The 25,505-nt window shown below is 74.7% G+C and carries 20 protein-coding genes; 9 read left to right on the top strand and 11 right to left on the bottom strand.

Going from position 1 to position 25,505, the window contains the following annotated elements:
- Nucleotides 1–726: 726 nt before the first annotated feature.
- Both ACE1OA_RS15510 and ACE1OA_RS15505 read right to left on the bottom strand, forming a co-directional pair.
- Nucleotides 727–3,000, bottom strand: a complete 2,274-nt coding sequence (locus ACE1OA_RS15510; protein ID WP_432752918.1) for a heavy metal translocating P-type ATPase — start codon at nucleotides 2,998–3,000, stop codon at nucleotides 727–729.
- A gap of 54 nt (nucleotides 3,001–3,054) precedes the next feature.
- Nucleotides 3,055–3,333, bottom strand: coding sequence for a cation transporter (locus tag ACE1OA_RS15505; protein ID WP_432752917.1), 279 nt, complete (start codon nucleotides 3,331–3,333; stop codon nucleotides 3,055–3,057).
- A gap of 167 nt (nucleotides 3,334–3,500) precedes the next feature.
- On the opposite strand from ACE1OA_RS15505, the gene ACE1OA_RS15500 reads away from it, so the two are divergent.
- Both ACE1OA_RS15500 and ACE1OA_RS15495 read left to right on the top strand, forming a co-directional pair.
- Nucleotides 3,501–4,472 (top strand): hypothetical protein, encoded by a 972-nt coding sequence (locus ACE1OA_RS15500; protein WP_384874179.1) that lies wholly within the window; start codon nucleotides 3,501–3,503, stop codon nucleotides 4,470–4,472.
- Nucleotides 4,473–4,525: 53 nt separating this feature from the next.
- The gene (locus tag ACE1OA_RS15495; RefSeq protein WP_147978527.1) at nucleotides 4,526–5,215 is read left to right on the top strand and encodes a copper homeostasis protein CutC; all 690 of its coding nucleotides are present in this window, start codon (nucleotides 4,526–4,528) and stop codon (nucleotides 5,213–5,215) included.
- A 110-nt stretch (nucleotides 5,216–5,325) separates the two neighbouring features.
- Here ACE1OA_RS15495 and ACE1OA_RS15490 read toward each other — a convergent pair whose 3' ends face one another.
- Complete coding sequence (locus ACE1OA_RS15490; RefSeq protein WP_356609091.1) at nucleotides 5,326–6,093, bottom strand: SDR family oxidoreductase; 768 nt, start codon at nucleotides 6,091–6,093, stop codon at nucleotides 5,326–5,328.
- 82 nt (nucleotides 6,094–6,175) lie between these two features.
- On the opposite strand from ACE1OA_RS15490, the gene ACE1OA_RS15485 reads away from it, so the two are divergent.
- Entirely contained in the window at nucleotides 6,176–7,084 is a 909-nt protein-coding gene (locus ACE1OA_RS15485) for an aminoglycoside phosphotransferase family protein (RefSeq protein WP_432752916.1), read from the top strand.
- Between the two features lie 102 nt (nucleotides 7,085–7,186).
- Here ACE1OA_RS15485 and ACE1OA_RS15480 read toward each other — a convergent pair whose 3' ends face one another.
- On the bottom strand, nucleotides 7,187–9,214 hold the full coding sequence (locus ACE1OA_RS15480; RefSeq protein ID WP_361316698.1) for a HelD family protein: 2,028 nt from the start codon (nucleotides 9,212–9,214) through the stop codon (nucleotides 7,187–7,189).
- 280 nt (nucleotides 9,215–9,494) lie between these two features.
- Here ACE1OA_RS15480 and ACE1OA_RS15475 point away from each other — a divergent pair, with 280 nt between their 5' ends.
- Nucleotides 9,495–9,680 (top strand): hypothetical protein, encoded by a 186-nt coding sequence (locus ACE1OA_RS15475; protein ID WP_356609085.1) that lies wholly within the window; start codon nucleotides 9,495–9,497, stop codon nucleotides 9,678–9,680.
- Nucleotides 9,681–9,705: 25 nt separating this feature from the next.
- Here the strand turns inward: ACE1OA_RS15475 and ACE1OA_RS15470 are convergent, their stop codons facing one another.
- Complete coding sequence (locus ACE1OA_RS15470; RefSeq protein ID WP_432752915.1) at nucleotides 9,706–11,355, bottom strand: DNA repair helicase XPB; 1,650 nt, start codon at nucleotides 11,353–11,355, stop codon at nucleotides 9,706–9,708.
- A gap of 124 nt (nucleotides 11,356–11,479) precedes the next feature.
- A complete protein-coding gene (locus tag ACE1OA_RS15465) occupies nucleotides 11,480–14,059 on the bottom strand; it encodes a helicase-associated domain-containing protein (RefSeq protein WP_432752914.1) in 2,580 nt (859 codons plus the stop codon).
- 62 nt (nucleotides 14,060–14,121) lie between these two features.
- Between ACE1OA_RS15465 and ACE1OA_RS15460 the strand changes: the two genes are divergently transcribed.
- Nucleotides 14,122–15,180, top strand: a complete 1,059-nt coding sequence (locus ACE1OA_RS15460; protein WP_432752913.1) for a hypothetical protein — start codon at nucleotides 14,122–14,124, stop codon at nucleotides 15,178–15,180.
- Nucleotides 15,181–15,347: 167 nt separating this feature from the next.
- A complete protein-coding gene (locus ACE1OA_RS15455) occupies nucleotides 15,348–15,959 on the top strand; it encodes an HAD family hydrolase (protein ID WP_384874161.1) in 612 nt (203 codons plus the stop codon).
- Here the strand turns inward: ACE1OA_RS15455 and ACE1OA_RS15450 are convergent.
- On the bottom strand, nucleotides 15,956–16,225 hold the full coding sequence (locus ACE1OA_RS15450; protein WP_356609075.1) for a hypothetical protein: 270 nt from the start codon (nucleotides 16,223–16,225) through the stop codon (nucleotides 15,956–15,958). The genes ACE1OA_RS15455 and ACE1OA_RS15450 overlap by 4 nt on opposite strands.
- A gap of 183 nt (nucleotides 16,226–16,408) precedes the next feature.
- Between ACE1OA_RS15450 and ACE1OA_RS15445 the strand changes: the two genes are divergently transcribed.
- Nucleotides 16,409–16,792 carry a cold-shock protein gene (locus ACE1OA_RS15445; RefSeq protein WP_147978518.1) on the top strand — a complete coding sequence of 128 codons (384 nt, stop codon included), beginning with the start codon at nucleotides 16,409–16,411 and terminating at the stop codon, nucleotides 16,790–16,792.
- Nucleotides 16,793–16,859: 67 nt separating this feature from the next.
- Here the strand turns inward: ACE1OA_RS15445 and ACE1OA_RS15440 are convergent, their stop codons facing one another.
- The 4 genes from ACE1OA_RS15440 to ACE1OA_RS15425 form a co-directional block, all read right to left on the bottom strand.
- Nucleotides 16,860–17,717, bottom strand: coding sequence for a 1,4-dihydroxy-6-naphthoate synthase (locus ACE1OA_RS15440; protein WP_356779753.1), 858 nt, complete (start codon nucleotides 17,715–17,717; stop codon nucleotides 16,860–16,862).
- The gene (locus tag ACE1OA_RS15435) at nucleotides 17,714–18,493 is read right to left on the bottom strand and encodes a futalosine hydrolase (protein ID WP_356779752.1); all 780 of its coding nucleotides are present in this window, start codon (nucleotides 18,491–18,493) and stop codon (nucleotides 17,714–17,716) included. Before ACE1OA_RS15435 ends, ACE1OA_RS15440 begins: the two co-directional genes overlap by 4 nt.
- A gap of 7 nt (nucleotides 18,494–18,500) precedes the next feature.
- Nucleotides 18,501–18,983, bottom strand: a complete 483-nt coding sequence (locus ACE1OA_RS15430) for a DUF2771 domain-containing protein (protein ID WP_356609069.1) — start codon at nucleotides 18,981–18,983, stop codon at nucleotides 18,501–18,503.
- Between the two features lie 97 nt (nucleotides 18,984–19,080).
- Nucleotides 19,081–20,445, bottom strand: a complete 1,365-nt coding sequence (locus ACE1OA_RS15425; RefSeq protein WP_356609067.1) for an MFS transporter — start codon at nucleotides 20,443–20,445, stop codon at nucleotides 19,081–19,083.
- Nucleotides 20,446–20,889: 444 nt separating this feature from the next.
- Here ACE1OA_RS15425 and ACE1OA_RS15420 point away from each other — a divergent pair, with 444 nt between their 5' ends.
- Nucleotides 20,890–21,810 carry a DUF3027 domain-containing protein gene (locus ACE1OA_RS15420; protein WP_356609065.1) on the top strand — a complete coding sequence of 307 codons (921 nt, stop codon included), beginning with the start codon at nucleotides 20,890–20,892 and terminating at the stop codon, nucleotides 21,808–21,810.
- Between the two features lie 482 nt (nucleotides 21,811–22,292).
- Nucleotides 22,293–25,457 carry a sacsin N-terminal ATP-binding-like domain-containing protein gene (locus tag ACE1OA_RS15415; RefSeq protein ID WP_432752912.1) on the top strand — a complete coding sequence of 1,055 codons (3,165 nt, stop codon included), beginning with the start codon at nucleotides 22,293–22,295 and terminating at the stop codon, nucleotides 25,455–25,457.
- The last annotated feature ends 48 nt before the right edge of the window (nucleotides 25,458–25,505 follow it).

The raw sequence follows: 25,505 nt of genomic DNA, 5'->3' as shown, positions 1-25,505 counted from the left end.
GTACATTACTTGCGGTAACCGGGACGGGATAAGGGACTTCACGGGCATATCGGACTCTCGGGGGGCTTAATGTACGCCGTAGCGTCAGTGAGCAGCCGATCCCGGACTGGCGATGGGATGGGTGGGGCGGATGGGATCCTTACGGCCCGCCGCCCCACGCGACCCGTGCCCCCTGACCCGAACTGGCGGCGCTGGCTCCGGATTCGGCTTCACCCACCCCCGGAGAGTGACCAGCGGGGCATGAATCCCAGCCAATGGGCGAGGGATTGCCGCTAAGCCGTGCCGGGTCACCCCATTCAATGGGTGCGGGAACCACCCCCGGGCCCGATGGCCGCCGACGGCGCCCGAGAGGGACCGGGCCCCGGAGCGGATGCCCCTTCCCCGGGCCGCCCTCCGAGTGTGAAAAGGCGGGTGGAGGTGACGGGTCAAGGGTGGGCGCAGCCCATCGCGCAGCGACGCGACGAAGGAGCGCCCTTGATGCGGCGCCGTAACCCGCCACACTCGGAGAGAGGGCGGCCAACCACCAGAAACAAACGGAGACCGGACGACACCAAGCGCCCCCGCCAAGTCCCCGCCCCCTCTCAGGCCCCCGGCGCGAAGACCCCCATCCTGTCCGCCCGCCCCAGGTGACGCTCGACGCCCAAGCACCCCCACCCCGGGCCCCCCGCCGAAGACCCCCACCCCGAGACACCCCGAGGCCCCCCTCACCTCCCCCCACCCCCCCGCTCACCTGTCCGTGGGCTGGAAGCCGCGCAGGCGCAGGCTGTTGCCGACCACGAAGACCGAGGAGAAGGCCATGGCGGCGCCCGCGATCATCGGGTTGAGCAGGCCGGCCGCGGCGAGTGGCAGGGCGGCGATGTTGTAGGCGAAGGCCCAGAAGAGGTTGGAGCGGATCGTCCCGAGGGTCCGGCGGGAGAGGCGGATGGCGTCGGCCGCGGCCCGCAGGTCGCCCCGTACGAGCGTCAGGTCGCCGGCCTCGATGGCGGCGTCCGTGCCCGTGCCCATCGCCAGGCCCAGGTCGGCCTGGGCGAGTGCGGCCGCGTCGTTGACGCCGTCGCCGACCATGGCCACGCTGCGGCCCTCGGACTGGAGCCTCTTGACGACGTCGACCTTGTCCTGGGGCATGACCTCGGCGATCACCTCGCCGATGCCGACCTCGGCGGCGACGGCCCGGGCGACGGCCTCGTTGTCGCCGGTGAGGAGGATCGGCTTCAGGCCCAGCGCGCGCAGTCGGCGGATCGCCTCGGCGCTCGTCTCCTTGACGGCGTCGGCGACCTCCAGGACCGCGCGGGCCCGACCGTCCCAGGCGACCGCGATGGCGGTCCGGCCCGCCTGCTCGGCCTCGTCCTTGGCGGACTTGAGGGCCGGGGGCAGTTCCATCGCCCAGTCGGCGAGCAGCTTCTCGCGGCCGACCAGCACGGCGTGGCCCTCGACGACGCCCTGGACGCCGAGTCCGGGGACGTTGGCGAAGTCCTCGGGGGTGGGCAGAACGCCGACGCGGGCGGCGGCGCCGGTGGCGACGGCCTGGGCGATGGGGTGTTCGGAGGAGTGCTCCAGAGCGCCGGCGAGGCGCAGGACGTCGGTCTCCGCGATCCCGTCGGCGGTGTGGACGGCGAGGAGTGTCATCCGGCCGGTGGTGACGGTGCCGGTCTTGTCCAGGACGATCGTGTCGACGCGGCGGGTCGTCTCCAGGACCTCGGGGCCCTTGATGAGGATGCCGAGCTGGGCGCCGCGGCCGGTGCCGACCATGAGGGCGGTCGGTGTGGCGAGCCCGAGGGCGCAGGGGCAGGCGATGATCAGGACGGCGACGGCGGCGGTGAAGGCGGCGGTCAGTCCGGCGCCGGTGCCGAGCCAGAAGCCGAGGGTGCCGAGCGCGAGGGCGATGACGACGGGGACGAAGACGGCCGAGATCCGGTCGGCGAGGCGCTGGGCGGCGGCCTTGCCGTTCTGGGCGTCCTCGACGAGCTTGGCCATCCGGGCCAGTTGGGTGTCGGAGCCGACGCGGGTGGCCTCGACGACGAGCCGGCCGCCGGCGTTCAGGGTGGCGCCCGTGACGGTGTCGCCGACGGAGACCTCGACGGGCACGGACTCGCCGGTGAGCATGGAGGCGTCCACCGCGGAGGAGCCCTCGACGACGGTGCCGTCCGTGGCGATCTTCTCGCCGGGGCGGACCAGGAAGCGGGCGCCGGCCTGGAGTTCGGTCGTCGGTACGGTGACCTCGCGGCCGTCGCGCAGGACGGTGACCTCCTTGGCGCCGAGTCGCATCAGTGCCTTGAGCGCGGCGCCGGCCTTGCGCTTGGAGCGGGCCTCGAAGTAGCGGCCGGCCAGGATGAAGGCGGTGACGCCGGCCGCGGCCTCCAGGTAGATGTTCCCGGCGCCGTCGGTGCGGGCGATCGTGAACTCGAAGGGGTGCGTCATCCCCGGCGTCCCCGCTGTGCCGAGGAACAGGGCCCACAGCGACCAGAGGAACGCGGCGGTCGTGCCGACGGAGATCAGGGTGTCCATCGTGGCGGCGCCGTGCCGGGCGTTGGTCCAGGCGGCCCGGTGGAAGGGCCAGGCGGCGTAGACGACGACGGGCGCGGCGAGGGTGAGGCTGAGCCACTGCCAGTACTCGATCTGGAGGGCGGGGACCATGGCCATGGCGATGACGGGGACGGCGAGTGTGACGGCGGTGACGAGCCGCTGCCGCAGCGGGCGCAGTTCCTCGTCCGCCCGCTTCTCGTCGTCGGTGTCGTCCCCGTCGGCGGTGTCGTCGGCGCGGGCTGTTCCGGTGCGTGGTTCGGTCGCGGTGTAGCCGGTGGCCTCGACGGTGGCGATGAGGTCGGCGACGGAGACGTCCGTGTCGAAGGTGACCTTGGCCTTCTCGGTGGCGTAGTTGACGGTGGCCTCGACCCCGTCCATGCGGTTGAGCTTCTTCTCGATGCGGGCCGCGCAGGAGGCGCAGGTCATGCCGCCGATGGCGAGCTCGACCTGGGTGGCGCCGGGAGCGGTGGTGGTCATGGGGGCCTCTCTGTGTCGGGGCGGTGCGTCTCCGGGGCGCCGGGCGCCGGCCGGTCAGGCGCGGCCGGTCAGCGTGTAGCCGGCGTCGTCGATCGCGGCGGCGATCGCCGTGTCGTCGGGTGCGCCGCCGGTGGTGACGGTCACCTGGCCGCCCGGCACGTCGACGTCGACGGAGGTGACGTCGTCGAGTGCGCCGACGGCCTCGGTGACGGCGGTCCTGCAGTGGCCGCAGCTCATGCCGGAGACGGCGTACGTGGTGGTGGCGGCGGTGGCGGCGTACGTGGTGGTGGTGGCGGCGGTCGGGCGGCCGGCGTCGGGAGTGCGGCGGGACATGGGTTCCTCCTCCGTTCTGGATACCCCTGGGGGGTATGGTGTGCTGAGTTCATGTATACCCCCGGTCGGTATTCCGCGCAAGCGTCTCCCCCACCTTGACTTGATACCCCCCAGGGGTATTGTGAAGACATCGCACGGATCGGTCGCCCAGGTACGGGAGAGCTGTCATGAACACCGGGATGAAGATCACCGCCTTCGCCGCGGCAATCGCCGCGACCTTCGGGACCGCGTACGGCGTCGGCCAGGGCATCGGACCCGTGGCCGAGCCGGCGGCGGCCGCGCACGGGGAACACGCGGCGTCGGCGGAACCGGACGAGGACGCGGCGCACGCGGAACACGGCGCGGGTGCCGCGAACGCGCCGGCGGCCGGGGGTCTGCAGGTGTCCGAGGGCGGCTACACGCTGGTGCTGGAGACGCCCCGGCCGGCCGTGGGCCGTAGCGTGCTGAGGTTCGCGGTCGAGGACGGCGGCGGCCGGAAGGTCACCGCCTACGCGACCGAGCACGGCAAGGAGCTCCACTTCATCGTCGCCTCCCGCGACCTGACGGTCTATCGCCACCTGCACCCCGTGCGGGGGGCCGACGGGACCTGGTCGACGCCGGTCGACCTGCCCGCGGCGGGCGGATACAAGGTGTTCGCCGACTTCAGGCCCGCGGCGAAGGGCGCCGAGGGCGTCACGCTCGGCGCCGACCTGTCCGTACCGGGCGCGTACGCGCCGCGACCGCTGCCGGCCGCCGAGCGGACGGCCGTCGTGGACGGGTACCGCGTCACCCTGGGCGGGACGCTCGACCCGGGGAAGCCGGGGGAGCTGCGGCTCACCGTCGCCAAGGGCGGCCGCCCCGTCACGGACCTGGAGCCCTACCTCGGGGCGTACGGCCATCTCGTCGCCCTCCGGGACGGTGACCTCGCCTACCTCCACGTCCACCCCAACGCGGGCGGCCCGGGGCCGGTCGTCTCGTTCACGGCGACGGCGCCGAGCGCGGGCACGTACCGCCTCTTCCTCGACTTCCGGCACGACGGGAAGGTGCGCACGGCGGCCTTCACGGTGCGGGCCGGCGCGGGGGCCGACGCGGACGCCCCGGCCGCGCCGGTGCCGTCGGCGAGTGCCACGCACGATGCGGGAGGGCACGCGCACGGCTAGGCTGGTCATTGGACTAGACCTGTATAGCCGTCATCCATGGAGGAATGGGCTCAATGAGCAACCGTGCAGTGCTGGAGGTGATCGCCCTCGACGAGGAGGACGCGGTCGCGGCCCAGGCCGGTGGGGCGGACCGCCTCGAGCTGGTCACCGACATGGCGGCGGACGGGCTGACCCCGTCCCGGGCCGGCTTCACGGCGATCCGCGCCGCGGTGGACATCCCGCTGCGCGTGATGCTCAGACTGACCGACGGTTTCGCCGCCGGCGACGTGGACGCCCTGGTGGGCCGGGCGCGCGAGCTGCGGGAGGCGGGCGCGGACGAGTTCGTCCTCGGTTTCCTGACGGCCGACGGCTCGCCCGACCTGGTCGCCGTGGAGCGGCTCCTGGCCGTCCTGGACGGCTGCCGCTGGACCTTCCACCGTGCGATCGACCGTGCCGACGACCGCGACGGGCTGCGCAAGCTGCTCGCGGACCTGCCGGGCCTGGACACCTACCTCACGGCCGGTGCGGCGACCGGTGTCGACGACGGTCTCCCCGTCCTGCGCGCCGAGGCGGCCCGCGCCGGTGAGCCGGGCTACGAGCCCCGGATCCTCGTCGGCGGCGGCCTGCGCCTCGACCATCTCCCGACCCTGCGGGCCGCCGGCCTGAACGCCTTCCACATCGGCGGCGCGGCCCGCCCGCTGGGCTGGGCAGCACCGGTCTCCACGGACGCGGTCCGCGCCTGGCGCGTGGCGATCGACGCGTAGGTCCTCTCCCGGGATGACCGGGCCCGGGTCGCGGGCGCGGGAAGCCCGCCGGACAGGACCTGGACGCCCGTCTCGGCGAGGCCGCCGGAAGCGGTCCCGCCGTCGGCGGTTCAGCGGCCTCCGGCGACCCGCAGGATCGTGCCCGTCGTGTAGGACGCGTCCTCGGACAGCAGCCAGGCGACCGCGGACGCGATCTCCGACGGGCGGCCCGGGCGGCGCAGCGGGATCGTCGGGGCGGCCCGGGCCGGACGGTCGGGGGCGCCCATCGCCGCGTGCATGTCCGTGTCGATCAGGCCGGGCGCGACCGCGTTGACCCGGACGCCGTCCGGGCCGAGTTCCTTGGACAGGCCGACGGTCAGCGCGTCGGCCGCCGCCTTCGTCGCCGCGTAGTGCACGTAGTCGCCGGGGCTGCCCAGCGTGGCCGCGGCCGAGGAGACGTTCACGATCGCCCCGCCGCCCCGGGCGGCCATGTCCCGGGCCGCGCGCCGGCAACACAGCAGGTAGCCGAGGAGGTTGACCTCCACCACCCGCCGCAGGTCCGCCGTCCGCGCGTCCGCCAGCCGCCCCAGCGGCCCGGTCACGCCCGCGTTGTTCACCAGGCCCGTCACCGGGCGACCGAACGCGGCCGCCGCCGTGTCGAAGAGCCGCTCCACGTCCGCCTCGACGGACGTGTCCACGCGGACGACGGCGCACCGCGCGCCGGCCTCGCGGACCGCGTGGGCCGTCGATTCGGCCGCCGCGGAGTCGCGTACGTAGCCGAGCACCAGGTCGTGCCCGTCGGCCGCCAGCCGTACGCAGGTCGCCGCGCCGATCCCGCGACTGCCCCCGGTGACGACCGTGACCGGCCGTGCGGCCGGGGGGAGTTCCGTACCGGACATCAGGTCCACCTCTCTCGTGGTCGCGCCGCCCCACGGTAATTCGATGGCCGCCGCGCGTCCCGGCTGGCTAGCCTCGCCGACCATGGCCACCCCTGAGCTGCCCGCTGACGAACTCGACATCGACGAGAAGCTCGTCCGACGGCTCGTGGACGCGCAGTTCCCGCGCTGGTCGGGGCTTCCGGTCCGCGCGGTGCCCTCGGCCGGCACGGACAACGCGATGTACCGGCTCGGCGACGACCTCGTCGTCCGGCTGCCGCGTCTGCCCTCCGCGGCCCGCCAGATCGGCAAGGAGCAGCGCTGGCTGCCGCACCTCGCCCCGCACCTTCCGCTGCCCGTGCCGGTGCCCCTGGGCAAGGGGGTGCCCGGCGAGGGCTTTCCGCTGCCCTGGTCGGTGTACGCGTGGCTCGACGGAGCCGACGCCTACGACGAGCCGCTCGTCGATCTCGCCGGCGCTGCCGTCGCGTTGGGCCGCTTCGGGGTGGCCCTGCGCGGGGTGGACGCCTCCGGCGGGCCCGCGTCCTTCCGCGGCGGTCATGTCACCGAGTGGGCGGGCGACTACCCGGCCCGCGTGCTGCGGGACCTCGACGCCGACGGCACCGCGGACCGGGCCCTGGTCACCGCGGCCTGGGAGTCGGTGCTCCGCCTCCCGCAGTGGGAGGGCGACCCGGTCTGGGTCCACGGCGACCTGCTGCCGGGCAACCTGCTCACCCGCGACGGGCGCCTCAGCGCCGTCATCGACTTCGGCGGTGTCGGCACCGGGGACCCGGCCTGCGACATGATGGCCGCCTGGACCCTGCTGACCCCCGGGACCCGGCCGCTGTTCCGTGAGGCCGCCCGGGTCGACGACGCGACCTGGGCCCGCGGTCGCGGCTGGGCGCTGTGCTGGGGCCTGGTCACCGAGCACTACTACCGCGTCACGAACCCGGTCCTCGCCGACGTCGCCCGCCGCGCGCTCGGCCAGGCGCTGGCCGAGTACGAGACCGCGGTGTGACGCGCCCGTGCGCGGTCGGGGCGCGAGCCTCCCGGGGCGTGCGCGCCTCCTCCGCACCTGACACGGGCTCCGGGCCCGATGCGGGGGCCCGGAGTCGGAGGGTCAGCCCAACTGGGACGGCAGGGGCGAGGAGTGAAGGATCGTCAGGCCCGACACGGCGCGGGTGAGCGCGACGTAGAGCCGTCGCAGTCCGGTGCGCTCGTCCGGTTCGCCGTCGACGACGGCCGCCGGGTCGTCCAGGACCACGTAGTCGTACTCCAGGCCCTTCGCCAGCGACGCCGGGACCAGCGTCAGCCGTGACTCGGCCGTGGTCTCCTCGCCCGGCGACAGGTACGCGAGCCCGGCGGCGGTCAGCGCCTCCGCCAGCGGTGCGATCCGCGCGTCGGCGGCGATCAGGCCGATCGAGCCCTCGTGGGCGAGGGACGCGACACAGGCCGCGACCACCTCCGTGTCCAGCTCCGCCGGCCCGCAGGCGCGGACCGACAGCGAGCCCGGGTTCTCACGGACCGACTCGACCGCCGCGAGCCCGGGGGACATGTGCGGCAGCAGCCGGGAGGCGTACGCGATGACCTCGCGCGGCACGCGGAAGCCGGCCGTCAGCTCCTCCACGACCGCCGCGGGCTTGCCCAGGTGCGCCAGCGCCTGCGCCCAGCTCCCGGTCGCCCACGGGGTCGTGCCCTGCGCCAGGTCCCCGAGGATCGTCGCCGAACCGGTCGTGCAGCGGCGCCCCACCGCCCGGTACTGCATGGGTGACAGGTCCTGCGCCTCGTCGAGCACGACGTGGCCGAGCGAGTGGGTCCGCTCCACCACGTCCCTCGCCTCGTCGATCAGCACGGCGTCGGCCGGCGACCACCGTGCCGACTTCACCGACCGGGCGGGCTTCGTCCAGAGCAGCAGCTTCTGCTCGTCCTCGTCGAGGATCCCCTCCGCGTGCTCCGCGAGGAACGCGGCGTCGCCCAGCAGGCGCAGCACCAGCTTCGCCGGGTCGACCGGCGGCCAGACCGCCTTCACGAACGCCTTCACCGCGGGGTTGCGGGCCACCGCGTCCTGCACCCGGTCGTCCGGGGCCTCGCCGGCCTGCTCCATCCGGACCAGGACCGCGTGGGCGACGCGCTGGGGGAGCGCGTCGCGGGCGGCGCCGTAACGGATGTCGCGCTCCAGCAACTCCCGGACAATCTCCTCCAGTTCGTACGAGGGGACCCGCCAGCGCCGCGATCCGCGGACCACCGTCAGGGACTCCGTCGGCGGCGTGACGTGCGCGCGCACGGCCCGGCGCAGCACCTCCGCCATTCTCGCGTCACCCTTGATCACCGCCGTCGGCGCCTCGTCCGTGCCGCGGACCTCGACGTGCGCCACGAGGTCGTCGACCGTCGCCTGCTGCACCTCCAGCTCGCCCAGGGCGGGCAGCACCTGCTCGATGTAGTGGAGGAAGGAGCGGTTCGGCCCGATGACGAGCGTGCCCGTGCGGGCCAGCCGCTCCCGGTGCGCGTACAGCAGGTAGGCGACACGGTGCAGGCCGACGGCCGTCTTCCCGGTGCCGGGCCCTCCCTGCACGCAGACCGTGCCGGACAGGTCGGAGCGGACGATCTCGTCCTGCTCGGGCTGGATGGTGGCGACGATGTCCCGCATCGGGCCCACGCGGGGGCGTTCGATCTCCGCCTGGAGCAGCCGGCTCGTGCGCTCCAGTTCCGCGGGGTCGGAGAGGTGTTCGTCCTCGTACGCGGTGAGGTCGCCGCCCGTGTAGCCGAAGCGGCGCCTCAGCCCCACGTCCTGCGGGTCCTTCCGCGACGCCCGGTAGAAGGGCTGCGAGACCGGCGCGCGCCAGTCGATCACCATCGGGTCGCCGCCGGAGTCGTGGACGTGCCGGCGGCCGATGTAGAAGCGCTGCCCCTCCTGCGTGGTGTGCAGGTAGTCGAGGCGGCCGAAGAACAGCGGCGTGTGGGAGAGGTCCGCCAGCGCCTTGATCCGCTCCTCGATCTGGCGGCCGAGCACCACCGAGTTGACCCAGTTCGCGGTGACGTCCTTGATGTCGAGGGCTTCGACGTCCTCCCGCATCGCGCGGAGCGCGGCACGGGACTCGGCGAGATGGGCGCGTTCGCGCGCGAGCGGATCGGTTGCGGGCGCGGACATGGCGGTGCCTCCAGGCTGGTGCGTGGGCATGTCGGGGCGACCGCCGGTTTCCGACCGGGCGGTGGCTCTCCACGGGGGAGGCGGGGAAGTCGGAGAGTGTAGCTTCCGGCCGGGGCGGCGGGCGAATGGAATTGCACCCGGACGGGCGGTCGCACGGCCCGCGCCGGTCGTCCCGTACATCCCGTAGGGGACGGCACCCGACTCAGGTCGTACCCGTGCCGCCGCCCGCTTCCACCCCCAGGGCGATGTGTTCGGAATGTCCGAAATCCATCATGGAGGCATGACCACGGCGACCTTCACCCCGGCCCGTTCCCTCCCCGGCTCCCGCACCCGGCCGCTCACCACCGCGCTGCGCGCGATACGCGCGTACGGCGGCGCGGCCGTGGGCGTCGTCCTGCTCGGCGACCACCCGCGCGAGGCGGGGGTGCGGAACCCCCGCCCCGTGTACCGGGGAGGCGCGGACTGACCTCCGGGGCCTGTCCTGCCACCCCCTACGGGGTGTCGCCCGCCAGCAGTTCGTCCGCGTCGACGATCCGGTACGCGTACCCCTGCTCCGCCAGGAACCGCTGCCGGTGCGCCGCGAAGTCCTGGTCGATCGTGTCCCGGGCGACCACCGAGTAGAAGTGCGCCTGGTGGCCGTCGGCCTTCGGCCGCAGCACCCGGCCGAGGCGCTGGGCCTCCTCCTGGCGCGAACCGAAGGTGCCCGACACCTGGATCGCGACCGTCGCCTCCGGCAGGTCGATCGAGAAGTTCGCGACCTTCGAGACCACGAGCACGCTGATCTCGCCGTTGCGGAAGGCGTCGAAGAGCTTCTCGCGCTGCGCGTTGGACGTCTCGCCCTTGATGACCGGCGCGTCGAGGTGCTCGCCGAGCTCGTCCAGCTGGTCGATGTACTGGCCGATGACGAGGATCTGCTGCCCGGCGAACTTCCTGACCAGCGCTTCCGTCACCTTCCGCTTCGTCGCGGTCGTCGCACAGAAGCGGTACTTCTCCTCCGCCTCCGCGGTCGCGTACGCGAGCCGCTCGGCGTCGGTCAGGTTGACCCGGACCTCGACGCAGTCGGCGGGCGCGATGTAGCCCTGCGCCTCGATCTCCTTCCACGGGGCGTCGAAGCGCTTCGGGCCGATCAGCGAGAAGACGTCCGACTCGCGCCCGTCCTCGCGGACCAGCGTCGCCGTCAGGCCGAGCCGCCGCCGGGCCTGGAGGTCGGCGGTGAACTTGAACACCGGCGCGGGCAGCAGGTGCACCTCGTCGTAGACGATCAGACCCCAGTCGCGGGAGTCGAAGAGCTCCAGATGCGGGTAGATGCCCTTCCGCTTCGTCGTCAGGACCTGGTAGGTCGCGATGGTGACCGGCCGGATCTCCTTCCGCGTCCCGCTGTACTCGCCGATCTCGTCCTCGGTCAGCGAGGTCCGCTTCACCAGCTCGTGCTTCCACTGCCGGGCCGAGACGGTGTTGGTGACGAGGATCAGTGTGGTCGCCTTCGCCTGGGCCATCGCCCCGGCGCCGACCAGCGTCTTTCCGGCCCCGCAGGGCAGCACCACGACGCCGGAACCGCCGTGCCAGAAGCCCTCGACGGCCTGCCTCTGGTACGGGCGCAGGGCCCAGCCGTCCTCGGCGAGGTCGATGCGGTGCGCCTCGCCGTCCACATAGCCGGCGAGGTCCTCGGCCGGCCAGCCCAGCTTCAGCAGCGTCTGCTTGATCTGGCCGCGCTCGGAGGGGTGCACGACGACCGTGTCCGCGTCGATCCGGGCGCCGACCAGCGGCTGCACCTTCTTCGAGCGCAGGATCTCCTCCAGCACCGGCCGGTCGGTGCTGGTCAGCACCAGGCCGTGGGTGGGGTGCTTGCTCAGGGTCAGCCGGCCGTAGCGGGCCATCGTCTCGGCGACGTCCACGAGCAGCGCGTGCGGCACGGGGTAGCGGGAGAACTCCACCAGCGCGTCGACGACCTGCTCGGCGTCGTGCCCGGCCGCGCGGGCGTTCCACAAGCCGAGGGGGGTCACGCGGTAGGTGTGGATGTGCTCGGGCGCCCGCTCCAGCTCCGCGAAGGGCGCGATGGCACGGCGGCAGGCGTCCGCCTGCTCGTGGTCCACCTCCAGCAGGAGCGTCTTGTCGCTCTGGACGATGAGAGGTCCATTCACGCTTGATCAGGTCCTTCCCGTGCCGTTCCCGTAACGGCCAAACATCCAGTGTCCCGCATCGGCGGCGGATACGGCGCGGGCGAGGCGGGAAGCGGGTCGGTCCGGACGAACCCCCTGGACCGCGTCAGACCGCGTCGTCCGCGAGTTCCGCGACGCCCGTGATCCGGTGCAGCGGGTACGTCCGGACCTCGTCCGCCGTGTGGTCGTAGCCCGTCACGAAGCCGCCCTCCACCCGGACCGGGGCGATGACCCGCTGGCTGGCCGCGCCCTCCGCGTTGACGTAGCCGATCCAGACGGCCGAGCCGGTCATCGCGGCGGCCTGGACGGTCGCCAGGGTCTCGGCGGGGGAGGTGCGGGGGAGTTCGCCCCCGGTCAGCGGGGCCGCCTCGGGGCGTTCCTTGCGGACCGCCGTCGACGCCAGGTCCCCGGCCCGGATGGCGCGGACGGCCGCCCCGAGCAGGGTCCCGTCGGGCACCGGCGGGCCGTCGGGGACCGGGACGGGGGCGGTGCGGTGACCGGTGCGGTAGGCGTCGGCGCGGGTGATCAGGACCGCGCCCTCCGCGGACTCGGCGGCCGGGGCGTACCCCATCGACCGCAGCCCTTCGAGCAGTGCCGCCGGGTCGGTCTGGGCGGCCAGGACCGTCGGGGCGAGGCGGCGCAGCCGCAGCGGGGCGGACCGCCGGTCCGCCAGGATCTCCCCGAGCAGCGCGTCGTCGTCGCAGCGCACGTAGGCGGACGCGGCGCCCACGCGCAGGTGGCCGTGCTTCCTGGCGACGTCGTCGATGAGGTACGCGAGGGGCTGCGGGACCGGCGTCCGGGAGTGGGCGGTCAGGAAGTCGTGCAGGTCGGAGGCGGAGCGGCCGGCGTCGAGGGCCCGGCGCACCGAGCCGGGCGTGAACCGGTAGACCGTGGCGCCACCCTTCGATTCCACGTCCGCCAGGACGGCCAGGGTGTCCGCGAGGGGGCGCCGGAGCGGGCCGGGGGCCACGGCGGTGAGGTCGGCCTGGAGGAGGACGTGGTCGACGGCCTCGGGGAGCAGGGGGGCGAGGAGCGTGGCGGCCCGCGAGGCGGCCAGGGACGGTTCGACGCCGCCGTCGGTCACCGGTTCGGTCGCCGCCTCGGCGAGGGGCAGGTTGAGCAGGGCACGGGCGGGCGAGGACAGGGCGCCGCGGCCGGTGATGCCGAGCATCTCGGCCTCGGTGAGCGTCCACAGGGCGATGCGGGAGCGGAGGTCGGTGGAGGTGGTGGTGGAACTGCCGCCGACGGTGCCGGCCGGGTTCGGGACGGTGCCGCCGGTGACCGTCGCGCCGCCGCGCAGGGGCCGTTCCCAGCGCAGCCGGGCGAGCAGGGACTCCGGGTCGGCCGCCGAGCCGGGCGGCAGCGTGGCCTGGAGCGTCAGGACCCGGTGGCGGACCTCGGGGGCCGGGCCCCGGTCGAGGTCGGGGCCGAGGGCGGACAGCGTGCGGCCCTTCGCGTCCTGGCCGCCGACCAGTCCGGACGTGCGGGTCGCGGTGAGCCAGACGGAGGCGAGCCGTGCCCAACGCTCGGCCGGCGGCAGGTCGAGCCAGTCGTCGTAGGCGGGGGTGGGCGCGTACCGTTCGTCGGCCTCGCCGTCCGAGGCCAGCAGACCGGCCCCGTAGCAGAGCTCCAGCCAGAAGGCCGCGACCTGTTCCGTGACCTCCAGCGTGGTCGCCGTCCGCTTCAGGTCGCGGACGGACAGGCCGCCCGCGCGCAGCACCGGCGGGCCGCCCTGGTTCCACGCCTTGAGGAGTTCCTCGACAGTCGCGAGGGCGGTGTACGCCTGGCCGGCGGCCGCGCTGTCCACCGCCTGGGGAGAGTAGGAGCGGAGTTCGGACAGCGCCGGGGGATGCGGTGCGGGTGTCCGGTGGGCCCGGCCGCCCCGCAGGTGCAGGGCCGCCTCCCGGGGCAGGACGACCGTGCGCGGCGAGGCGGGCAGCAGCAGGCCGCGGTCGCGCAGCCAGCGCACGGGCGGGGCCGGGTTCGCGGTCACCTCGCCGTACGGCGGTCCCCACACCAGGCGGTCCAGGACCGTGAGCGCGTCCGAGGGCGCCGTGTCGAGGAGGGCGTCCATGCGGGCCCGGTCGGTGAACAGCGCCGTGAGCGAGGCCACCGCGGAGACGGCGTCGTGGGTCGGGGGCAGTCCGGCGGTCCCGATGATCTCCTGGATCCGGCCGGGCGACATGCCGGACGTGGCCTCGGCGACGGTCGGCCCGAGCCCGGTAGGGGACGGGTGCTGCGGTGAGGGGGCGAGCAGTTCGCGCGCGGTCCGCACGAGGCGCAGCCGGTCGTCCTCACCCCACACCAGTGCCTGTTCGCGCAGCATCTCCACCGCGTGCGGCAGCGCCGCCTCGATGTCCGGGTCGCTCTCGTCGCCGGCGAGCAGCGAGAGGAGTGCGGGGTAGGGCGCCGGGTCCGGGGCGATGGCGAGCGCCTCGGCGGTCTGCAGCGCGAAGCGGTCGAGCCGTTCCAGGGCACGGACGACGGAGGCGCGGGTGCCGGCCCGGGTGGCGAGCTGCGTCAGGTCGTTCGGCACCGGGTTGAGCAGATCCGGGCGGGCGCGGAGCAGCGCGGCGAGCCCTTCGTCGCCCCGCGCGCGCAGCGCCTCCGCGAGCGTGCGCGGTGCGGCGGCGGCACCAGTTCCTGCGGGCACGTGTGCCTCCCGGTCGAGCTCACCGATCCCCATCCGCCCCACGTTAGCCCCTGCGCGGGCGCTAACGTCGGGGCGTACCGGCCGTGGAGGGCACTGTGGGGATCGAGAGCGACCAGTTGGTCTTCGACTATCTGAGCCGGGTCGGCGATCTGGCGCAGCAACGGCAGCTGTCGTCGGGCTCCCGGATGCGGCTCGTGTCGGCTCTCCGCGGCGAGATCGACCGTCGGCGCGCCACGTACGGCGAGGAGGGCCCGGAGGCGGTGCGGGGCATCCTCCGGCAGCTCGGCACGCCGGACGAGGTGGTGGACCGGGCGGCGGGTGTCGCGCCTGTTCCGGACCCTCCGGAGGCGGAACTCCCGGCGCAGCGGGGGCGGCGGTGGAGGAGGGGCGCGGTGCCGAAGCCCCGGACGACGGCGCGGTCGTCCGGCACGGTGCCGGGGTCGCGTACGGGCGCGCCGCCGCCGCATCTGGCGGGGATGGACGACGTCGGGGCCGCCGACACCGAGCCCGACTGGTGGCGCACGGACGCCACTCCGCGGCGCGGGGACGACCTGGTGCCGGGGTTCGTGGGCGGGGTGGAGATCCCGGAGCTGCTGAAGCCGCCGCCCACCGACGACGACGATGAAGACGCCGCCGCCGCCGACGGCGCCGTGGAGGCCGGGGACGGGCCGGAGCCGGCGGGGGAGACGGTCCCGGACGAGGACGCCGCGGGGCGCCGGGGATGGCTGCGCCCGGTCAAGGTCCGGCGGGACGCCGTCGTGGCGGGGGCGGACGGGGCGGACGCGGGGGCCGACGCGACGGAGCGGCGGTTCCGCCTGGCCAACCCGTCGCTGCTGCTCGCCGCGCTCCTGCTGCTGGGGGGCGCGCTGTTCGGTTCGCTGCTCGCCCTCGCGTTCGGCTGGCTGCTGGCCTACGCCTCGCGGCGGCTGTCCCGGGGCGAGATCCAGGGGGCCGTCATCGTCCTCCCCGGGCTCGCGGCCACGGCCGGCGCCGTGTGGATCTGGGGCCGGCTGGCGGGGCGCTGGGGAGCGCCGATCGCGGAGGGCGGGGAGGCGATGGGCGCGGCGATCGGCCAGACCTGGCCGTGGGTGGTGCGGGGCGCGGCGGTCGCGTCGGCGCTGTTCCTGCTGTGGAGGTCGCAGCGCCGGGTCTGACGCCGGGCGGCGACCAGGGCGGCAGGGGCCGCCGAGGCCGCGGGAGACACGGCGGGAACGGAGGGCGGCCGGCACCGGAGCCCGTCGGACGCGCGTACGAACCGAGGCGGGGGTGGAGCCCGGTCCGGGCCGCCGACGTTTTCGAACACCCGGGCACAATGACCCGCATGACTCGTCTCACCGTCGGCTTCGACCTCGACATGACCCTGATCGACTCCGGCCCCGGCATCAAGGCGGCGTTCGAGGCGTTCTCCGCCCGGACCGGCGTCCCGATCGACGCCGACCTCGTCGTCTCCCGGCTCGGACCGCCGCTGGAGCACGAGCTCGCGCACTGGTTCCCCGAGGAGGAGGTCGTGGCGCGGGCCGCGGAGTACCGCGCCGCCTACCCGACGTACGCGATCGAGCCGTCGCTCCCGATGCCGGGTGCCAGGGATGCGATTCAAGCCGTTCGCGAGGCCGGCGGCCGGACGATCGTGGTGACCGCCAAGAACGAGCCGCACGCGGCGCTGCACCTCACCCACCTCGACATGGAGCCGGACGCCGTCATCGGGGGGCTGTGGGCCGAGGGCAAGGCGGAGGCGCTGCGCGCGTACGGGGCGCGCGTCTACGTCGGCGACCACACCGGTGACGTGCGCGGCGCCGCGACCGCGGGTGCCCTGTCCGTGGGTGTGACGACCGGCCCGTGCGACGCCGGCGAGCTGCGCGCGGCCGGCGCCGACGTCGTGCTGGCCGACCTGACGGAGTTCCGTGCCTGGTGGGAGGGCTTTCTCGCGGCCTAGTGGCCCGGTGCGGCCGCCCGGCGGGCCTGGCGGCGCTGCGCAGCGATCGAGCGCAGCACGCCGGCGCCCGCGACGAGGAAGCCGACGCCCATCAGCATGCAGACGGCGTACGCGACGGGCGGGAACGGATCGGTGCCCAGGAACAGCGGGGCCACCGTGACCAGGGTGGCCACCGCGCCGATGATGAAGACGATCGCACCGGCGCGGACCAGACCGTCACCCGGAGCGGTGTCGTCCGGCGAGGCCGAAGGGGTTTCACTACGCATTCGGCCAGGGTAGTTCCCAGGCCGAAGGAACAGACCGGCGACGTCTTGTCACCAGCTACCTGACCATTAGCCTGGTGCCCGGCGGGTCGGGCGACCCGCTGTACCGCTTTCCGGACTGCCAGCAGGCAGCCATCCGGTGCCGGAATCCCGGCGCCCCCATCGAGTACGAGGACGAGGACAGACGTGCCTACCGGCAAGGTCAAATGGTTCAACAGCGAGAAGGGCTTCGGCTTCCTCTCCCGCGACGACGGCGGCGACGTCTTCGTGCACTCGTCGGTCCTCCCTGCCGGAGTCGACGCCCTGAAGCCGGGGCAGCGTGTGGAGTTCGGAGTGGTCGCGGGACAGCGCGGCGACCAGGCCCTCTCCGTGACGGTGCTCGACCCGACCCCGTCCGTCGCCGCAGCCCAGCGCCGCAAGCCCGACGAACTGGCCTCCATCGTCCAGGACCTGACGACGCTCCTGGAGAACATCACGCCGATGCTGGAGCGCGGCCGCTACCCCGACAAGGCGCAGGGCTCGAAGATCGCCGGTCTGCTGCGGGCGGTCGCCGACCAGCTCGACGTCTGATCCACCGACCCGCTCCCGGGGCCCCCGATCCGCGGGGGCGACGGGAAACCTCCGGGGCCGGACCCCCTCAGGGGAACGCCAGCGCGTCCGGTCCGAGGGGCGGTACGAGCCCCTCGGCCGCGGCGCGCGTGAGCAGGCCGCGGACCGCCGCGTAGCCGTGCTCGCCCAGGTCCGCGGTGAACTCGTTGACGTAGAGACCGATGTGCTGATCGGCCACCTTCGGGTCCATCTCCTGCGCGTGTTCCAGTACGTACGGGCGGGAGACGGCCGGGTCGTCCCAGGCCATCCGGACCGATGCGCGGGCGGCGTCCGCGAGCCGCCGCAGCGTGTCCTCGCCCAGCGACCGGCGGGCGATGATCGCGCCCAGCGGGATCGGCAGCCCGGTCGTGTCCTCCCAGTGCGCCCCCATGTCGGCCAGCGCGTGCAGCCCGTAGTTCTGGTAGGTGAAGCGGGCCTCGTGGATGACCAGACCCGCGTCGACCTTCCCGTCGCGCACCGCCGGCATGATCTCGTGGAAGGGCATGACGACGATCTCTCCGACGCCCTCCGGGACCACGTCGGCCGCCCACAGCCGGAACAGCAGGTAGGCCGTCGACCGCTCGCTCGGCACCGCCACCGTCCTGCCCGCCAGCTCCGCCGGCGCTCCCGGCTCGCGGGTGAGGACCAGCGGCCCGCAGCCCCGGCCGAGCGCCCCGCCGCAGGGCAGCAGCGCGTACTCGTCGAGGACCCAGGGCAGCACGGCGTACGAGACCTTCAGCACGTCGTGGACGGACGTGCCGCGCTCGGCCCACCCGTTGGTCAGGTCGATGTCGGCGAAGGTCACGTCGAGCCGGGGCGCGCCCGGGACCCGGCCGTGGGCCCAGGCGTCGAAGACGAACGTGTCGTTCGGGCAGGGCGAGTAGGCGATCTTGAGCGCTGGCGTCATGGGGCAGGCTCCACGAAGACGGAGTGGCTGAGCAGCTGGAACGTGTTCCGCAGCGAGTCCAGGGCCTCGCCGATCCGCCAGGCGGCGCGGTCGCGCGGGCCGACGGCGTTGGAGACCGCGCGGATCTCGACGACGGGCACGCCGTAGGCGGCGGCGGCCTCGGCGACGCCGAAGCCCTCCATCGCCTCGGCGGCGGCGTCCGGGTGGCGTCCGGCGAGCTCGGAGGCGCGCGCGGCGGTGCCGGTGACGGTGGAGACGGTCAGCACGGGGGCGACGGTGTGGCGCTGTCCGCCCGCGGCGAGCGCCGCGGAGATGCGGCGGGTCAGCGGTTCGGGCGAGCGGTGTGCGGAGCGGCCGAAGCCGAGCTCCTCGACGTCGAGGTAGCCGTCGGGGGTCTGGGCCCCGAGGTCGGCCGCGACAAGGGTGTCGGCCACGACGACCGATCCGAGGGGGGCCGCCGGCGCGAAGCCGCCGGCGATTCCGGCGGAGACGACCAGGTCGTAGGGTGCGGCGGCCGAGGCGAGCGCGGTCGCGGTGGCGGCGGCGACGGCCGCGGGGCCGACCCCGCCGACGAGCACGTCGGCGACGACGGCCGGATGGGCCGGGGCGGCCTGCGGGGTCCCGGCGGGATCCGGGGCCGGGCCCGTGTGACGGCGCAGGGCGAACCCGCCCGGGAGCGGGACCTCGCCCGAGCCCGGACCGTGGAAGGGGAGGCCGAGGCCGACGGAGTCGGCCTCCGCCGCCACGGCCGTCACGATCAGGATCCGGAAGGTCACCGGAGGATCAGGAGTCCTTCTTCTTCAGGTCGAAGTGCCAGACACCGGTCAGCTTCTTGCCGTCGGTCTCGACGATGGTGACCTGGGCCTGGTTCGTCGCCTCGCCGGTCTGGCTGGCGAAGAAGGCGCTGGCCGGGATGGTCCGGTACGTCTTGTGGTACGGCTCCGGCTCGGCGGCCTGGCCACCGAGGAAGATCGTCCAGCCGTTCTCGGCGATCTCGGGGTCCACACCGAAGCGGATCTTGTCGTCCGCGGAGACCGAGATGGACTTCTCGGCCTTCTCGTTGAGGCACTTCTGGAACTGCGACTCCTTGATCGGGTCGCCGTCGTTGTAGCAGGCGGCCTCGGAGTGCACCGACTCAGTCCCGACCGTCAGGGTCGCGAGCGGGGTCGGCTTGTCGCAGGCGGAGAGGACGAGGAGCCCGGCGGAGACGGCCCCGAGGGCGACGGCGGCCCGGCGGCGCGAGCCGGTGAAGAACGCAACGGTCATGGCCCGAAGGCTATCGGGCGTGTCGAGCTGCGCCACGCGGGGGTGCGGCGCGCCGCGTTTTCCGCCCCCGATGCCGGGCCACCGGTGCCGTCCGGCCCTACTCCGGACGCGCGGGCGGCCCGGGACGGCGGGCCGCCGCCAGCAGGCCGCGGACCGACAGCAGGGCGCCGAGCCCCAGGATCCCGGCCGCGACCCACATGCCCACCGTCCCGTTCAGCGGCAGCGAGATGCCGATCCCGCCGCCCACGACCCAGGCCATCTGCAGCGCCGTCTCCGAGCGGGCGAACGCGGACGTGCGCACCACTTCCGGCACGTCCCGCTGGATCAGCGCGTCCAGCGACAGCTTCGACAGCGCCTGCGTCAGACCGGCCACCGCCCCGAGGACCGCCACCATCAGCCCGCCGAAGAACAGCGCCGCGCAGATCGCCGCGCCCAGCACGATCGTGATCATGGTCGCGATGATCACCTCCGGGCCGTGGCCGCGTTCGCGCAGCAGCGAGCCGACCGCCGTGCCGCAGGCGTTCCCCACCCCGGCCGCCACGGCGACCATGGCCAGCGACACCGCGGCGCTCTGTCCCGGCAGCGGATGCACCCGGAGCAGGAAGGCCAGGAAGAAGATCAGGAACCCGGACAGCATCCGTTGCGCCGCGTTGGCCTGCAGGCCGTGCAGGACCGACGGTCCGACCGTCCGCAGGCTCGGTTTCTTCTCGCCGTGCGTCAGCAGGTGCGCCCGCCGCTCGCCCTTCGCCGAGTCCACCTTGTGCGGCATCCGGAACGCCCAGTACGTGCCCAGCAGGAACAGCACGCACGCTCCGTACAGCGGCCAGCCGGGCCCGATCTGCTGGAGTCCCGCGCCGATCGGTGCGGCGATCCCGGTGGCGAGCAGACCCGCGAGGGTGACGCGGGAGTTCGCTTTGACGAGTGAGAAGTTCGGCGGCAGCAGCCGGGGCACGACGGCGCTGCGGACCACGCCGTACGCCTTCGAGGCCACCAGCACCCCGAGCGCCGCCGGATACAGCTGGAGCCCGCCCGTGGCCACCGCCGCGGACATCGTGAGCGCGAGGACGGCCCGGGTGAGCATCGCCCCCGCCATCGCCGCGCGCCGGCCGTGCGGGATGCGGTCCAGAAGCGGACCGATCACGGGGGCCAGCAGGGTGAACGGCAGCATGGTGATGCCGAGGTAGAGCGCGACCCGGCCGCGTGCCTCGTCGGTCGGGACGGAGAAGAACACGGTGGAGGCGAGCGCGACGGTGATCATGACGTCACCCGCGCCGTTCACCGCGTGCAGTTCGATGAGCCGGCCCAGACCCGACTCGCCCGCGCCATGGGCGTGGGTCGCCTTTCTGATGCCTTTCGCGGTGCCGGTGAAGGGCAGGTGCAGGGCGCGCCCCAGCGACCGGCCCGCTCGGCTGAGCGGCCCGGCATGATCGTGGGATCGTGCGGAAGACCGTGCGGCTGCCACTCCGTCATAGTGCCCCACGCCCCCGCCGTACGAACCGTGGCGCGGCCCAAGGCGCTCCACGGGCCACTCAGGCGCCGTGCCGGATGCCCGGGTCCGGCCCTGGTGGCGCGGCCGATCCGGGCCTCGGCCGGCATCCCGGGCCGACTTCGGACCGTCCGCGATCCGGGCCCGAGGCGTCCGCGATCCGGGCCACTTGGGACGGGCAGGTGGGCGCAACGCGGCGGAGGGGGTAGCGTGCGTAGCGCGCCACCGGCGGAAGTTCTCGGCCGCGCGCCACTTCGGCATCCCGCAGAATGGATGGCGATAGGTGTGCCCGAGACACGCGAGACGTGTCGGGTGCGGACGTCGATGCGGCCCTCTGGTCCGCTCCGCCCGCCGCCCGGTGCTTCGCTCCGCTCCTCGGCCGGCGCACCCGTGAGACGGCGTAGGAGAGAAGCGAGACCTGTGAGTGCTGCGACGACGCGAAGCCGTACCCCGCGTACCCCGCGTACCCCCGACCGTCTGTGCGCCGAGGCGGTAGACCTCGCCAGGGAGGCCGCCGAGGAGGCCGCCGCCCCGGGTGTCATCGGGGACCACGAGGGGGTCGTCGCCGAGGGCGACCGGGTCGTCACCCACTTTTTCGCGTGCGAGGAGCCCGGCTACCGCGGCTGGCGCTGGGCCGTGACGGTCACCCGGGCCTCGCGCGCCAAGAACGTCACGCTTGACGAAACCGTCCTGCTGCCCGGCGCCGACGCCCTCCTGGCCCCCGAGTGGGTGCCGTGGAGCGAGCGGCTGCGGCCGGGCGACATGGGACCGGGCGACCTGCTGCCCACGGAGCAGGACGACCTGCGGCTGGAGCCGGGCTACACGGGCGAGGACGCCCCGCCGCCGAACTCCGCGGTCTCCGAGGACATGGCGGACCACCTCGACGCCGAGGACGCCGAGATCGTCTCCCGTACGCCGTCCCGCGGCGCGATCGCCTCGGTCGCCGAGGAACTCGGCGTGCGACGGGCCCGGGTGCTGTCCCGGTACGGCCTGCACGTGGCGGCGGACCGCTGGGACGAGGCCTTCGGCGCCAAGACCCCGATGGCGCAGGCCGCGCCGGCCTCGTGCGAGTCGTGCGGCTTCCTGGTGCCGCTGGCCGGCTCGCTCAAGCAGGCGTTCGGCGTCTGCGCGAACGAGTTCTCCCCGGCGGACGGCCGGGTCGTCTCGCTGTCGTACGGATGCGGTGGCCACTCCGAGGCCGCGGTCATGCCGAAGCCCCCGCGCCCGGCGCCGCCGGTGCTCGACTCGATGGCGACGGACGCGTTCCCGCTCCGCCCGGCCAAGGACTCCGGCTCCACGACGGAGCCGGACGGCACCTCGGAAGACCTGGGCCACTCGTAGGTCCCTCGGCGGGGTCCGCAACTCCGGGACTCTCGCCGACCCGGGATCCGTCCCGGGATCCCGCGGCCCCGACCGGGCCGCGGGCGCCGGCGGAGGTCCCGTACCGACGACCCCGCACGGACGTCCACCGATCTCCCCACGGACGTCCCGGTCCCGGACGCACCCCCGCACCTCCCCTGCGCCCACAGGGCAGCCGGACCGGAGGCTTCCGGCACCCTGGAGGGGGATGTGCGGAACCCGGCGCGTCCTCCGTCCTGCCGACCCCGCCCCCCGCCCCGCCTGAAGCGGCCCCGTCCCTCCCGGACGGTGCCGCCCCCTCGGGGAGGCGGCCCGTACGCCCTCCCGCGGGCGTCCTCGGCCCGGTGCCCGCGGCCCCCGGGGCGCATGCGCAGCGTCCGGCCGGGCAGGCGCCCGGAACGGGCGACGCGGGACACCCACAGGTCGCGGTACCTTCGGGCACCCGCCCCATCCCGTCCCGCAGAGTGGAGTCAGACGTGAGCGTCAGCGTCAGGACGACGACCGACGGAGCCGACCCCTTCGGCACCGCCCGGCTGCGGCGGGGCGTGCTCGACGCCTGGGGAGCCGGGCCCGCCCGGTTCCGGGAGGACGCCAACGCCGAGGAGGACCTCGCCCTCGGCGGGTACCGCGACCGGCTCGTCGTCGAACTGGCCCAGAACGCCGCCGACGCCGCCCGCCGCGCCGGCGTGACCGGCCGTCTCCGGCTGACCCTGCACCCCGCCGACGCCGACGCGCCCGCCGTCCTGGCCGCCGCCAACACCGGCGCCCCGCTGGACGCCACCGGCGTCGAGTCGCTCTCCACCCTGCGCGCCTCCGCCAAGCGCGAGAACGACCGCGAGGCCGTCGGCCGCTTCGGCGTCGGCTTCGCCGCCGTCCTCGCCGTCACCGACGAGCCCGCCGTCCTCGGCCGCCACGGCGGCGTCCGCTGGTCCCTCGCCGAGGCCCGCGAGCTGGCCGCCGACGCCGCCCGCCACAGCCCCGGGCTCGGCGACGAACTCCGCCGCCGCGACGGCCACGTGCCGGTGCTCCGCCTCCCGCTGCCCGCCGAGGGCACCGCCCCCGACGGCTACGACACGGTCGTCGTCCTCCCGCTGCGCGACTCCGCCGCCGTCGACCTCGCCGAGCGGCTCCTCGACTCCATCGACGACGCCCTGCTGCTGACCCTGCCCGGTCTCGCCGAGATCGTCGTGGACACGGCGGCCGGCACCCGCACCCTCCGGCGGTCCGAACAGGACGGCTACGTCCACATCGAGGACACCGCCTCCACCGCCGGCACGCACCGCTGGCGGACCGTCAGCCAAGGCGGCGCCCTCGACCCCGCCCTCCTCAAGGGCCGGCCGGTCGAGGAGCGCCTGCGCCCGTACTGGTCGGTGACCTGGGCCGTACCCGTCGACGCCACCGGCGCACCGCGTTTCCCCGGTACCGCCCCCGTCGTCCACGCGCCCACCCCCACCGACGAACCGCTCGGCCTGCCCGCCCTGCTGATCGCCTCGCTGCCGCTGGACACCGCCCGCCGGCACCCCGCGCCCGGGCCGCTCACCGACTTCCTGCTGGAACGCGCCGCCGACGCCTACACCGAACTCCTCGCCGCCTGGCAGCCGGTGACGGTCGCCACCCTCGACCTGGTGCCCGGACCGCTCGGCAAGGGCCCCCTGGACGGCGCCCTGCGCGCGGCGATCCTGCAGCGGCTGCCGCGCGTGGCCTTCCTGGCGCCCGAGGCCCCCTCCGAGGAGATGCCCGCGCTGCGGCCCGTGGAGGCCGAGGTCGTGGAGGGCGCGGGCGCCGAGACCGTCGGCGTCCTCGCCGAGGTCTTCCCGACGCTGCTGCCCGCCGGCCTGGAGCGGCGCGTGGAGCTCCGCACGCTCGGCATCGGCCGGGTGCCGCTGACCGAGGCGATCGACCGGCTCGCGGGCGTCGACCGCCCGCCGACGTGGTGGTGGCGGCTCTACGACTCCCTCGCGGGCGTCGACCCCGACCGGCTCACCGGCCTGCCCGTCCCGCTGGCCGCCGCGGAGCCCGTCGACCCGGAGACGCCCGCCCGCACCCGTACCACCATCGGCCCCCGCCAGGTCCTGCTGCCGCAGGACCGCACGCCCGCCGAACTCACCCGGCTCGGGCTCAAGGTCGCCCACCCGGACGCCGTCCACCCGCTCCTGGAGAAACTGGGCGCCCTGCCCGCCACGCCCCGCGCGGTGCTGACGACCCCCCAGGTCAGGGCGGCCGTCGCCGGCTCCCTCGACGCCGGGGAGATCTGGGACGAGGACGCGGACGCGCTGGACGCCGAGGAGCTCGCGGAGACCGTGCTCGCGCTCGTACGGGACGCCGAACTGGAACCGGGCGACGAGCCGTGGCTCGGCGCGCTGGCCCTCCCCGACGAGGACGGCGAACCGGCCCCGGCCGGTGAACTGGTCCTGCCGGGCAGCGCCTTCGCCGCCGTGATGCGCGAGGACGAACTCGCCTACTGCGACGCCGAGCTGGCCGAGCGGTGGGGCGAACAGCCGCTCGCCGCTTGCGGCGTGCTCGCGGACTTCGTCCTGGTCCGGGCCACCGACCTCGTCCTCGACCCGGACGAACTGGAGCCCCGCGACGGCGACTTCGCCGAACCCGACGACGCCGGGCTGCTCGACGCGGTCGACGTCTGGTGCGAGGACGTGCTGGACCGGCTGCCCGAGGCGCCGGTGCCGCCGGTGGCGACCGAGATCGTCGCCGTACGCGACCTGGACCTGGTCGACGACGACGCCTGGCCCCAGGCGCTCGCGATGCTGGCGCGGCCCCCGCTGCGGGACGCGCTCACCCAGCCGGTCCGGGTGCTGCTCCCGGACGGCACGACCGAGACCGTGCGGCCGTACACCGCGTGGTGGCTGCGCGACCACCCCGTCCTGGACGGCCGGCGCCCGGCCGGACTGCGCGCGGCGGGCACGGACCCGCTGCTCGCCGGGCTCTACGACTCCGCCGACGCGACCGGCTTCGAGGACGAGCAGGTCCTGCGGGCGCTCGGCGTCCGCACCTCGGTGGCGGCCCTCCTCGACGAGCCGGGCGGCGCCGCCGAACTGCTGACCCGCCTCGCCGACCCGGAGCGCGAGGTGACCGGCGCCCAGCTGCACGCGCTGTACACCGCGCTCGCCGACCTGGACCCCGAGCAGGTCACCCTCCCCGACGAGCTGCGCGCGGTCGTCGACGGCGCGCTCGTGGTGGTCGACGCCGCCGAGGCGCTGGTCGCCGACGCCCCCGACCTCCTGCCGCTCGCCGGCGACCTGCCGCTGCTGCCGGTCGCCCCGTCCCGCGCGGCCGACCTGGCGGAGCTGTTCCAGGTGCGCCGGCTGAGCGAGACCGTGGAGGCCGAGGTCACCACGGTCGGCGAGGAGCACGACGTGCCGTCCTCGGTGCACGCCCTGCTCGGTCCGGCGACCCCGGAGACGTACATCGAGCATGAGGAGCTCCGCGCGGCCGGCGTCGAACTGGACTGGCGCCGGACCCCGGACGGCGTCATCCACGCCGCGACACTGGAGGGCGTCGCGGCCGGGCTGGCCTGGGCGGCCGGCCAGTGGCCCCGCCGGTTCGAGGTGGCCGCCCTGCTCGAGGACCCGTCCAGGACGGCGGAACTGGCCCGGGACCGCTGGTTCGACTAGGTCCTGTCCGGGTCCCTCCGCCCGTGGACCCGGGCCCGTCCGCGCGGC

Origin of the sequence: Streptomyces sp. JL2001 (assembly GCF_050917515.1) — a bacterium.
GTDB lineage: Bacteria > Actinomycetota > Actinomycetes > Streptomycetales > Streptomycetaceae > Streptomyces.
Note: the sequence above shows the minus strand (reverse complement) of the source record. Positions and strands in the feature narration are given on the sequence as shown.

Bases quoted from the DNA above. Each gene is read 5' to 3' on its own strand.
- ACE1OA_RS15510 (WP_432752918.1), bottom strand. From the start codon at position 3,000: ATGACCACCACCGCTCCCGGCGCCACCCAGGTCGAGCTCGCCATCGGC.
- ACE1OA_RS15505 (WP_432752917.1), bottom strand. From the start codon at position 3,333: ATGTCCCGCCGCACTCCCGACGCCGGCCGCCCGACCGCCGCCACCACC.
- ACE1OA_RS15500 (WP_384874179.1), top strand. From the start codon at position 3,501: ATGAACACCGGGATGAAGATCACCGCCTTCGCCGCGGCAATCGCCGCG.
- ACE1OA_RS15495 (WP_147978527.1), top strand. From the start codon at position 4,526: ATGAGCAACCGTGCAGTGCTGGAGGTGATCGCCCTCGACGAGGAGGAC.
- ACE1OA_RS15490 (WP_356609091.1), bottom strand. From the start codon at position 6,093: ATGTCCGGTACGGAACTCCCCCCGGCCGCACGGCCGGTCACGGTCGTC.
- ACE1OA_RS15485 (WP_432752916.1), top strand. From the start codon at position 6,176: ATGGCCACCCCTGAGCTGCCCGCTGACGAACTCGACATCGACGAGAAG.
- ACE1OA_RS15480 (WP_361316698.1), bottom strand. From the start codon at position 9,214: ATGTCCGCGCCCGCAACCGATCCGCTCGCGCGCGAACGCGCCCATCTC.
- ACE1OA_RS15475 (WP_356609085.1), top strand. From the start codon at position 9,495: ATGACCACGGCGACCTTCACCCCGGCCCGTTCCCTCCCCGGCTCCCGC.
- ACE1OA_RS15465 (WP_432752914.1), bottom strand. From the start codon at position 14,059: ATGGGGATCGGTGAGCTCGACCGGGAGGCACACGTGCCCGCAGGAACT.
- ACE1OA_RS15455 (WP_384874161.1), top strand. From the start codon at position 15,348: ATGACTCGTCTCACCGTCGGCTTCGACCTCGACATGACCCTGATCGAC.
- ACE1OA_RS15450 (WP_356609075.1), bottom strand. From the start codon at position 16,225: ATGCGTAGTGAAACCCCTTCGGCCTCGCCGGACGACACCGCTCCGGGT.
- ACE1OA_RS15440 (WP_356779753.1), bottom strand. From the start codon at position 17,717: ATGACGCCAGCGCTCAAGATCGCCTACTCGCCCTGCCCGAACGACACG.
- ACE1OA_RS15430 (WP_356609069.1), bottom strand. From the start codon at position 18,983: ATGACCGTTGCGTTCTTCACCGGCTCGCGCCGCCGGGCCGCCGTCGCC.